The sequence below is a fragment of the Nonomuraea sp. NPDC003201 genome, from assembly GCF_053590415.1.
Genome location: NZ_JBSFTC010000519.1, coordinates 1 through 5,220, shown reverse-complemented (window position 1 = coordinate 5,220; position 5,220 = coordinate 1). Strand labels below are relative to the sequence as shown.

General features: G+C 73.9%; 7 protein-coding genes. 5 read left to right on the top strand and 2 right to left on the bottom strand.

What is annotated here, in order from left to right; translation table 11 throughout:
• From ACWDX9_RS59570 to ACWDX9_RS59560, 3 genes are all read left to right on the top strand, one after another.
• Positions 1-1,421, top strand: a 1,421-nt coding sequence (locus ACWDX9_RS59570; RefSeq protein WP_449972583.1) for a pyridoxal phosphate-dependent decarboxylase family protein, incomplete at its 5' end; no start/stop codon positions are given.
• An 85-nt stretch (positions 1,422-1,506) separates the two neighbouring features.
• Positions 1,507-1,923, top strand: coding sequence for a CBS domain-containing protein (locus ACWDX9_RS59565; protein WP_350734769.1), 417 nt, complete (start codon positions 1,507-1,509; stop codon positions 1,921-1,923).
• A 10-nt stretch (positions 1,924-1,933) separates the two neighbouring features.
• Positions 1,934-2,281, top strand: coding sequence for an MmcQ/YjbR family DNA-binding protein (locus ACWDX9_RS59560; RefSeq protein ID WP_449972580.1), 348 nt, complete (start codon positions 1,934-1,936; stop codon positions 2,279-2,281).
• Positions 2,282-2,296: 15 nt separating this feature from the next.
• Here the strand turns inward: ACWDX9_RS59560 and ACWDX9_RS59555 are convergent, their stop codons facing one another.
• A complete protein-coding gene (locus ACWDX9_RS59555) occupies positions 2,297-2,524 on the bottom strand; it encodes a tautomerase family protein (RefSeq protein WP_363968838.1) in 228 nt (75 codons plus the stop codon).
• A 198-nt stretch (positions 2,525-2,722) separates the two neighbouring features.
• A complete protein-coding gene (locus ACWDX9_RS59550) occupies positions 2,723-3,577 on the bottom strand; it encodes a hypothetical protein (protein ID WP_449972577.1) in 855 nt (284 codons plus the stop codon).
• 88 nt (positions 3,578-3,665) lie between these two features.
• Here ACWDX9_RS59550 and ACWDX9_RS59545 point away from each other — a divergent pair, with 88 nt between their 5' ends.
• Both ACWDX9_RS59545 and ACWDX9_RS59540 read left to right on the top strand, forming a co-directional pair.
• Positions 3,666-4,427, top strand: a complete 762-nt coding sequence (locus tag ACWDX9_RS59545; RefSeq protein WP_449972574.1) for a DeoR/GlpR family DNA-binding transcription regulator — start codon at positions 3,666-3,668, stop codon at positions 4,425-4,427.
• Positions 4,424-5,220: 1-phosphofructokinase family hexose kinase (locus tag ACWDX9_RS59540; RefSeq protein WP_449972571.1), on the top strand; the 797-nt coding region annotated here is incomplete at its 3' end. The genes ACWDX9_RS59545 and ACWDX9_RS59540, both read left to right, overlap by 4 nt.

Genomic DNA, 5,220 nt, shown 5'->3' with positions numbered 1-5,220 from the left:
ACTCCCCGGCCCACTACCCGGCCTACTCCCCGGCCGACCTGGCCGGGGGGGCGGCGAACGCCGCCGACCACCTGGCGGGCCTCGGCGAGCGGCCCGTGTGGCGGCCCGTGCCGGAGGCCGAGCGGGCCTGGCTGAGCGGTCAGGAGCTGCCCGAGCGCGGGCGGCCCCTCGGCGAGCTGCTCGAGGACGCCCGTACGCATGTGCTGCCGTACCCCATGGGCAACGGCCACCCCCGCTTCTTCGGCTGGGTGAACTCCCCGCCCAACCCGGCGGGCGTGCTCGTCGAGCCGCTGGCCGCCGCCTTCAACCCGAGCTGCGCCGGCGGCGACCACGCGGGCCCGCACCTGGAGCGCGCGGTGGTGCGGTGGCTGGCCGAGCTGGTCGGCTTCCCGCACCCGCCGGGCGGCGGGCTGCTGACCAGCGGCGCCTCCATGGCCACCGTGATCTGCCTGGCCACCGCCCGCCAGCGGGCCGCGCTCGCCGACGGCTGGGACGCCCGCGAGGAGGGCCTGTCCGGGCGGCCGCCCATGGTCATGTACGTCACCGAGGAGGGCCACAGCTGCCTGCACAAGGCCGCCCAGCTCCTCGGCCTCGGATCGCGGCAGGTCCGCGTGGTCCCGGTGGACGGCGCGTACCGGATGGACGTGGGCGCGCTGCGCACCATGGTCGAGGAGGACCTGCGGGCGGGCCTGCGGCCGTTCTGCGTGGCGGGCAGCGCGGGCACCGTCAACTCCGGCGCGGTCGACCCGCTCGACGAGATCGCCGACGTGGCCGCCGAGCACGGGCTCTGGTTCCACGTGGACGGCGCGTACGGCGCGCTCGGCGTCCTGGCCGACGGCGCCGCGCCGCACTACGCGGGGCTGGAGCGGGCCGACTCGCTGGCCCTCGACCCGCACAAGTGGCTCGGCGTCCCGGTGGGCTGCGGCTGCGCCCTGCTGCGCGACCCGGGGGCGGCGCGGGCCGCGTTCAGCCTGGTGCCGTCGTACCTGATCGACGACAACGCGGGCGATCTGGGGTGGTTCGCCGAGTACGGGCCCGAGCAGACCCGCCCGTTCCGCGCGCTGAAGACCTGGGCCACGCTGTCGCACCTGGGCCGCTCCGGCGTCGAGCGCCTGGTGAACCACACGACCGGGCTGGCCCGCACGCTCGCCGCCATGGTCGAGGAGGCCGCCGACTTCGAGCTGCTGGCGCCGGTCACCACCTCGATCACCGCCTTCCGTTACCGGCCCGGCCCCGATGATCTGGACGCGCTCAACCGGGCGATCCCGGGCGCGGTGCAGGCGCGCGGGAACGCGTTCATCACCGGCACCCGGCTGGGCGGCCGCGACGCGCTGCGCGCCTGCTTCCTGCACCCGGACACCACCGAGCGGGACCTGGCCGTCCTGCTGGAGGAGATCCGCCTGGCGGCCAAGACGTTCTAGCCGAACGCAGAGACCCGGCAAAGGCCGGTGAGCCGCGCATCCGCCCGGGTAGGGGGTCGGGGACCGATCAGGCAGGAGGATCCCCATGGCCGACACCGTGGCAGAGGTCATGACGTCCCACCCGGCGGCGGTCGAGGCCGACCAGCCGGTGTCCGTCGCGGCCGCGCTGATGCGCGATCACGACACCGGTGCCGTGATCGTCAACGAGAACGGCCGGATCCAGGGCATCATCACCGACCGCGACATCGCCGTGCGCGTCGTGGCGGCCGAGAAGTCCTCCCAGACGCCGGTACGCGAGGCGTGCAGCCCGTACGTCGAGGCCATCGACCCCGACACCACCATCGACCAGGCGGTGCGGATCATGCGCTCGCACGCCGTCCGCCGCCTGCCGGTGCTGGAGGACGGCCGCGCGGTCGGCATCGTCAGCCTCGGCGACCTGGCCCTGGAGCGCGACCCGCACTCGGCGCTCGCCGACATTTCGGCCGCGGAGGGCAACCAGTAACGTTTGCCCCGTGTTCACAGTCGACGATGTACGGCAGTTCGCCCGCATGCTCCCCCGCTCGTCGGAGCACCTCATCCGGGACCGGGTCAAGTTCCGCGTAGGCAAGATCGTCTACGTGGCGTTCTCGCGCGACGAGACGCTGATGGGCTTCGGGTTCCCGAAGGAGGAGCGCGCCGCGCTGGTGGCGGCCGAGCCGGACAAGTTCCTCATGCCCGGAGAGTCCGACCTGCGCTTCAACTGGGTGGTGGCGCGCATGGACGCGCTCGACCCGGCCGAGATGCGGGAGCTGGTGCTGGAGGCGTGGCGGATGTGCGTGCCGAAGAAGGTACGCCTGGAACAGCAGGCCCGGGCCCTGTGACGCGCCCGCGGCAGCTCAGCGGGGTCGCAGGCCCGCGGCCATCGCCCTCACCTCTGCGGTCGTCATCGGCTTCCCGCCGACGCCCCAGTCGCCGCTCTTGACCTCCTCCACGATGACCAGGGTCAGCGGGCGCATGTTCTCGCCCTCGATGGCGACCATCACGTCGGTCAGCTTCTCCACCATCTCGGCCTTCTGAGCGGCGCTGAACACGCCCTCGATGACCTTCACGTTGATGAGCGGCATGGCTTCCCCCCTCCGGCGGACCTGCCCCCGCGTCTAAGGGGCAAACCCGGCCGGCCCCCGTCGCAGCCCGTGCGGCGACGCCTTGCCCAGCGCGGTGGCCATGTCGATCAGGTGGCGATCGGCGCCCGGCCCGGCGCCGGCCGCCAGCCGCAGCAGGAAGCCGGCGCCGGCCGCCGGTGGCGTGCGGCATGCCCGCCATCAGGGGAGGCTGCGGTACAGGTCGCCCGTCAGCTTGGTGACGCGGGTGACCGAGGAGGCCCAGGTGCCGCCCGCCGGGTGCGCCGTCAGCACCGCCATGACGTACCGCTCGTTCTTGCCCACCAGGCCCGTCGTGTGCAGCACCGGGCGGCCGTAGTCGGGCACGCCCGAGCCGGTGGCGCGCTGGGCGATCCACGAGATGGGCGCCCCGACCGCCCGGGCGCCGGAGCACCGCGTGGGCGGCGTGTCGCCGAACCCCGACCAGCCCTGCTTGACCGCCCACGGCCGGGGCACCGCGCCGGGGATGCCGAACGTCTGGTCGAAGCCGTCGGTCCCGCACGGCGTGGACTGCCGCAGGTGCCCCAGGATCATGTCGCGGACCCTGGGCTCGGCCCTGTCGAGCAGGTAGCGGTACGTGCGCACGATGTCGTACGCGCTCAGCGAGGTGTAGCCCCAGAAGCCGGGCTTGGAGGCGGGCGGCGGCGCGGTGTCGGACAGGCCGAGCTTGCGCGCCATCCGCACGATGATCTGCCCCTTTCCGGCGCGGTCCCAGAACGCCGAGGCCGCGTCGTCGTCGCTGGAGCGCAGCATGATCTTCAGCAGCCGGGCGTCGGCGGCCGGCACGCTCTTGCGCCGCTCCAGGTAGTCGATCGCGATGAGGATCTTGACGACCGAGGCCGAGCGGAACTTCCGGTGCGCGTTACGCGTGGCCACGAACTTGCCCGCCTGCCGGTCGAACACCAGCCACGACGCCGTGGTGCCCGCGGGCACCCGCGGGGCCGCCTGGGCGGGCGTGGCGAGCCCGACGACAAGGGGGACGGCCGCCATCGCGGCGGCCAGGGGCTTGCTTCGCATTCGCCTATACCTACCAAGCCTTGACCCGGCCAACAAAGCGGGTATAAACAAAGATGAAACCAACCCGAAACGGCGGTGAACCAACATCATGTACGCCGAGGAGCGGCACCAGGAGATCCTGCGGAGGGCGCGCGCCGCGGGCCGCGTCGACGTGGTGACGCTGGCCGCCGAGCTCGACGTGACCACCGAGACGATCCGCCGCGACCTGACGTCGCTGGAGCAGGCGGGCGTGCTGCGCCGGGTGCACGGGGGCGCGATCCCCGTCGAGCGCCTCGGGTTCGAGCCCGCGCTGGCCGCCCGCGACGAGGTGATGACGGCCGAGAAGGAGCGCATCGCCAAGGCCGCGCTGGCCGAGCTGCCCGAGGACGGTTCCGTGATCATCGACGCGGGCACCACGACGGGCCGGCTGGTCAAGGTGCTGCCCGCCGACCGCGAGCTCACCGTCGTGGTGAACTCGCCGCCGCTGGCCACCGCCCTGGCCGCCCGCCCCAACCTGCACGTGATCATGCTGGGCGGCCGGGTGCGCGGCAAGACGCTCGCCACGGTCGACGACTGGGCGCTGCGCCCGCTGGCCGACCTCAACGTGGACGTGGCCTTCATGGCGGCCAACGGCTGCTCGCTCGCCAGGGGCCTGACCACCCCCGACCCGGCCGAGGCGGCGATCAAGCGGGCCATGGTCAAGGCCGCCCAGCGCAGCGTGCTGCTGGCCGACCACACGAAGTTCACGAACACGTACCTGGCCAGGTTCGCCGGCCTGGACGAGATCGACGTGCTCGTCACCGACACCGGGCTGGACGTCGCGCTGGCCGCAGACCTGGCGGCGGCGGGCCCGGAGGTGATCCGGGCATGATCCTCACCCTGACCCTGAACCCCAGCCTCGACCGCACCATCGAGATCGCCGCGCTCGACCGCGGCGCCGTCATCCGGGCCGCCGCCGCGCACCTCGACCCGGGCGGCAAGGGCGTCAACGTCTCACGGGCCCTGCTGGCCAACGCCGTGGCGAGCCGGGCGGTGGTGCCGTTCGGCGGCGACGAGGGCAGGCAGCTCGTACGGCTCCTCGCGGCCGAGGGGCTCGACATGGTCACCGTCCCGGTGGCCGGCCCGACCAGGTCGAACGTCACCCTGGCCGAGCCCGACGGCACCATCACCAAGATCAACGAGCCCGGCACGGCGCTGTCGGCCGCGGAGCTGGACACGATCGCCGACGCCGTGCTCGACGCCGCCCACGAGGCCGACTGGGTGGTCGCCTCGGGCAGCCTGCCGCCCGAGGTCCCGGCCGACGTCTACGCCCGGCTGTGCCGCAGGTTCGCCGGGGCGGGCATCCACATGGCCGTCGACACCAGCGGCCCGGCGCTCGCCTGCGCGCTCGGCGCCGCCCCCGCGCTGGTCAAGCCGAACCTCGAGGAGTTGTCCGCCGCCACCGGCATGCTCATCCGCCACCTGGGCGACGTGGTCGAGGCGGCCGGCAAGCTGCGGGCCGCGGGCGCGCGTACCGTGCTGGCCAGCCTGGGCGCCGACGGCGCCGTCCTCGTCGAGGAGCAGGGCATCTGGTACGGCGAGGCCGCCGTCACCGAGCCGCGCAGCTCCGTCGGCGTCGGGGCCGCGCCCGCCGCCGGCCAGGAAACCGGCCAGCCTGGCGTCCC